We start from the raw sequence: 5,060 nt of genomic DNA, 5'->3' as shown, positions 1-5,060 counted from the left end.
CTTGCTCGATAAGGCCTAAAAGAACTTTAAAAAAATTAAAATATATTTTATCTTGCTCGTCTACTAAATCACGAACAATATGGGCTACGTTTTTCGAAGCACCTTTAACCAAAGAGTCATAATGCCTCTCGAGTGAAGAAAAATAGGCTGGTTTAACTTCTCTTAAAGTACAAACCATTAATAAAGAAAGTAGGTTTACCTCACCCATTAAGCGTTCAGAATTCCAAGATTGACTGACTCGCCGTAATATTTTTTTAAGTTGTCTAATTGAAACAATTACAGCTTTTAAAGCATTAACCTCCTCAATAAATAAGTTATTTCTCTTTGTCAAAGCTTCCATAAATTCCGAACGTTTGCAAAATACATGTACCGAAAAGCTATCTTCTATCCTATTAGGGTTCAGTTCGAATGTAGGCATGTTATTAGATAAAATAATAACCTTATTAAGGTGCAACGCCTCTTTGAGGCCCTCTTGAATAAAGGAAGTTATTGATAACGATAAATCAACGTTGAGAACATCTTCCCTATAATCAGTTCCTTTTGATATTATCTCTGTTGCAATTTCATTTTCATTACCCATTACAATAATGAAATTAATATGATTTAAATCCCGATTTTTTAACCTATCCAAAAGTGCAGCAATATCATTTAAGCGCTTTTCGTTTTCATCGCCGGTCCCACGATCTACATCTTGCAAAGTAATCAGTAATTTATGATTTGTAACTTTTAATACTGCGTTGAGCTTTAAAAAGCTGCCCTCAATATCAACAGGGCCAGCAAGTAACGTTGAAGCGAATTGAAATACGCTCCCCCCTGATTTCAGCGCTTCGGTATAATGTTTAGGTAAGGCACGAAAGGCGCACATATCAATATACTGGCTTATATCATCAATAATATTGCTCAGTACAACATGGGCAACACTGCCGCTTGCAGCGCCCCATGTTGATATATCGCTATGTATCCAGACACTCTCTTTTTCAGAGTTTTTTGCTAAATCATTCACAATACTTTCAACGATACTGCTTTTTCCGCAACCATAAGGTCCACATAAAGCTATGTGCTGCGCTAAATCCTTTTCACCTTTATCACCGCCATTTTGTAGCCGCTCGGTAATGCGCGTGGCGTAAACCTGTAAATCGGGTTCTAATTCCTCTGTGCTTTTAATAGTCGAATCATCTTTAAACCATTCTCTGAAATCATCTAGATCGTTAAAATCATCGCCTGAATTAACTTCAATAGAGCTGCTTTCGTTGTGCGTTTGTTTTATCTCGCTGCTAGCGAAAAGTCTTAAAATAACCGCAAAACAGTACAGCAGGATAAATGTCGTGATAAGCGACCATGGTGTATGGTAATAACCTGATGCGAGCAATAGTGTTGCTAAAGCAGCGAATAGGATAAACCACGACTTGCCACCCAGCTTTTTGGCTTTCTCTTTGGTCTCTTGAAACAAAACAAATAATGCAGATGAAAATAGAGTGATGTGTAAATACTTCAAACTAGAAAAAAGTAGATCATCGTCAAGAAAATAAGGCCTATATACCGTATTCACAAAAAGATAAACAAGTAATGCAGCTACTGATAACCACACAGCAATTGTCACTGGCGGATATCGCCAGTTAAACCCAATACTGCGTTTAGGATGCGATATATAAAACTTATCAAGCAGGAGCTTTATGCCAATACCCGCTAAAAAAGCAGCGCTGTAATGTAGAATTGGATTCCCATTTAAAATAGCGCTCCAACTTGAATATGCCTTTTGTACAAGACCGACTTGGCTTAAAAACACAGTAATTGTGGCGGCGGTAATTGCGCACAATAAAAGAGAAAGCCAACGAGTGGCTGTAATGCGGAGAGTTTTAACTTGCGACAACTTAATATCCTTATCAATACGTTACCTTGTCAGTGTATATCAATTGAACATTATTGAATAAGCAAGTTTAATAAATAAAACCGCCTTTATTGGCTTCACACTCGCATGGCGCTAGACATGTTGGGTTTCGGTTCGCTCTACCCAACCTTGTATCTCTCATTGATAAATGATTAGCTATCATTTATCACATCGAAGTCAGTGAGCTTGCCTCGGCGTCTACCGCCAAAGTTTAAATTTGCATTTATCTTGTAGACGCGAAGCTTGCTTGCGTGATGGGCAAAGCCCATGAAGTGATTGCTCACAAGCAGTGATTAAAAGCTGCGCTTTTCGCGTGAGCAAGCTCTACGCCTACAGCCAAGGTTTAAGTTTGCGTTTATCTTGTAGACGCGAAGCTTGCTTGCGTGACGGGCAAAGCCCGTAAGGTAATACTCACAAGCTGTAATTAAAAGCTCACGCTTTTCACGCGAGCAAGCTCAGCGTCTACGCTTCATAAGTTGGGTTTTATTCCTTCAGGTCTTGTTTTTAGTTTAGGACGAAAGTCAAAAAGAAAGAACTGCCCCTATTCCTTCTACAACCCTTAACGATTTTGCTGGGCGATAAAAGCAAGCGAGTGCTGATTGAATAAGTCGGGGCGCTCCACATTACAGACATGGCCGCAATGGTGAATAGTTTGCAGTACGCTGTTTTTATGACGCTTAACCATTTCTTTAACAGGGCCAAGGAACATATGATCTTCTTTGCCCATAATGTACAGAATGGGAATATCAATGTCTTTTTCTTTGAAATATTGCATTAAAGGATTTACGTCCATGGCTAATTTAAACCATTTTATAAACTCTTTTTGGCACAAGCGTTTTGCTTCACGAACAAACAAAAGTCGAGATTCTTTATGACGCTTTTTCGGCATCATAATAAAAGCAAATAAGCGATACAGCCACATATAAGGCAAGAAGTGTTTAAAAGTATTACCTAAATAAACCAATGTATTACTGCGAGTATTAAAACGAGTAACCGCTCCACCTAGCACCATGCTAGAAACATATTGCGGCGCAATTTCAGCAATATTTCGAATAATAATTGTGCCCAATGAAATGCCAACAAAGTGTGCGCTGGTGATATTGTTATGATCTAACACATCGATAATGTCTTTAGAGACATTATTAAATGAATAATTATTATCAACAAAGTTTTGTACTAAATTATTCGATTTACCGTGACCACGAAGATCTAGCAACAACACATTATATTCTTTTTTATAGGCCTTAAGCTGACGAAACCAGATTGCCGAACTACCACCTGCTCCATGGACAAATACAACCCATGTTTTACTGGTTTCGTGCGCAAAAGTAGTATGGAAAAGAATTTCTTTGCTCATTGCAGTTAGCGGCCTATTTACTTCGTTTGGCATATTCAATTGTAGGAAGTATAACGGAGTTTAATAAAAATCTCTTATGAAGTTCAGATCAATGGCTTCTACTTAACAGCTTTTGGGAGCAGATTTTGATTTTTAAATGAAAACCAATAAAAATGACCTTCCCCTATTTTTACGTTATGAAAACCGCCTTCCTCGGCTTTGCTGCTCGCGTGACACTATAGCGTGTTAGGTTTCGCTCCAACTAACCAACCTACCCGTACAGTAACTCTATAATGTGGCTTGCCATTTAAGGCTTTTGCTCACTTTTACACCACTGTTTCGTATTCATGACACTTACCCTCCAATTGAGCCTAATTAATTAGTCTAAAAATCTCTTCAAAACATGAAAAATGTCTCTAAAAACTATACCCTTCGGCGCAGTTATTATTTAAATAATGGATGAGCACACACATGACAACATCTCAAGATGCAACGCTTTCAAATGCATCACCAAACACACACACAAATTCAAGCAAAAATTCAAATACAAAAACTAAATGGAACCTGCACGATACGCAGTGGACATTAAGTTTATTTGGTACCGCCGTTGGTGCGGGTATTTTATTTTTACCTATTAACATTGGTATTGGCGGTTTTTGGCCGTTAATTATTATGGCGTGTTTAGCGTTCCCAATGACCTTTTTTGCGCACCGTGGATTAGCGCGCTTTGTACTTTCATCAAAAAATAAAGATGCCGATTTTACCGACGTAGTTGAAGAGCACTTTGGTGTGACTGCGGGCCGGTTAATTTCCTTATTATACTTTTTATCTATATTCCCAATTTTGCTTATTTACGGTGTGGGCTTAACCAATACCGTTGATAGCTTTATGGTTAATCAAATGGGGATGGAATCACCTTCTCGCGTGCTACTTTCGGGTGTATTAGTTGCAGGTATGATTAGCTTAATGATGGGCGGCGAGCGCTTAATGCTACGTGCCTTTGCTATTTTAGTTTATCCGCTTGTGGGCATATTGTTCTTTTTATCACTTTATTTAATCCCTAGCTGGCAAATGCCAGATATGACGGTGCCTGAAATAGGCAGCTTTGGTAAAACGTTGTGGTTATCGATTCCTATAATTGTGTTTTCGTTTAGCCACGCAGCGGCTATCTCAAGCTTTGTAAATGTGCAACGCGGTCATTATGGCGAGCAAGCTACACGTAAGTCTGAGGCGATTTTAAAGCGCACTAGCTTGCTACTTATTACCTTTGTACTGTTATTTGTGTTCTCTTGCGTGCTGTCGCTTACAGGCGAGCAAATGGCAGCGGCTAAAGCGGCTAACGTATCGGTTTTATCCTACCTTGCTAATATTACTGATAACTCGTTTATTGCCACACTTGGGCCACTTGTTGCCTTTATTGCTATTACATCGTCGTTTTTGGGTCATTTTTTAGGTGCACGCGAAAGCTTTACAGGATTAGTAACTAAACAAACAGGCTTAAGCGCTGGCGTTACCGATAAAATTGGTGTGTTAATCATGTTTTTAGCTATTTGGTTTTGTGCTGTTAAAAATCCAAGTATTTTAGACATGATGGATCAGTTATCGGGCCCTATCATTGCGATGATTTTATTCATTATGCCAATGATTGCAGTTTATAAAGTACCTGCACTTAATAAATACCGAAATCGCTTTAGCACGCTATTTATATTAGCGGTTGGCTCACTTGCTGTATTTGCACTTTTATACAGTATGCTTAAGTAATAAAACTGTTTATACAAAAGCCCGGCTACTTTTTAGCTGGGCTTTTTTGTGTGCTGTTTATCTCAAATTGTTTTT

3 protein-coding genes are annotated in these 5,060 nt (G+C 38.5%); 1 reads left to right on the top strand and 2 read right to left on the bottom strand.

The annotated features are described in order from the left end of the window. Together GQR46_RS15825 and GQR46_RS15820 are read right to left on the bottom strand one after the other, a co-directional pair. Nucleotides 1-1,870, bottom strand: a 1,870-nt coding sequence (locus tag GQR46_RS15825) for a hypothetical protein (protein WP_165741437.1), incomplete at its 3' end; no start/stop codon positions are given. Nucleotides 1,871-2,447: 577 nt separating this feature from the next. After that, complete coding sequence (locus GQR46_RS15820) at nt 2,448-3,245, bottom strand: alpha/beta hydrolase (protein ID WP_007580097.1); 798 nt, start codon at nt 3,243-3,245, stop codon at nt 2,448-2,450. Nucleotides 3,246-3,695: 450 nt separating this feature from the next. On the opposite strand from GQR46_RS15820, the gene GQR46_RS15815 reads away from it, so the two are divergent. Continuing rightward, nucleotides 3,696-4,985 carry an aromatic amino acid transport family protein gene (locus tag GQR46_RS15815; protein ID WP_007580094.1) on the top strand — a complete coding sequence of 430 codons (1,290 nt, stop codon included), beginning with the start codon at nt 3,696-3,698 and terminating at the stop codon, nt 4,983-4,985. Nucleotides 4,986-5,060: the final 75 nt, after the last annotated feature.

Origin of the sequence: Pseudoalteromonas sp. Z1A6, from assembly GCF_011378745.1 — a bacterium.
GTDB lineage: Bacteria > Pseudomonadota > Gammaproteobacteria > Enterobacterales > Alteromonadaceae > Pseudoalteromonas > Pseudoalteromonas arctica.
Note: the sequence above shows the minus strand (reverse complement) of the source record. Positions and strands in the feature narration are given on the sequence as shown.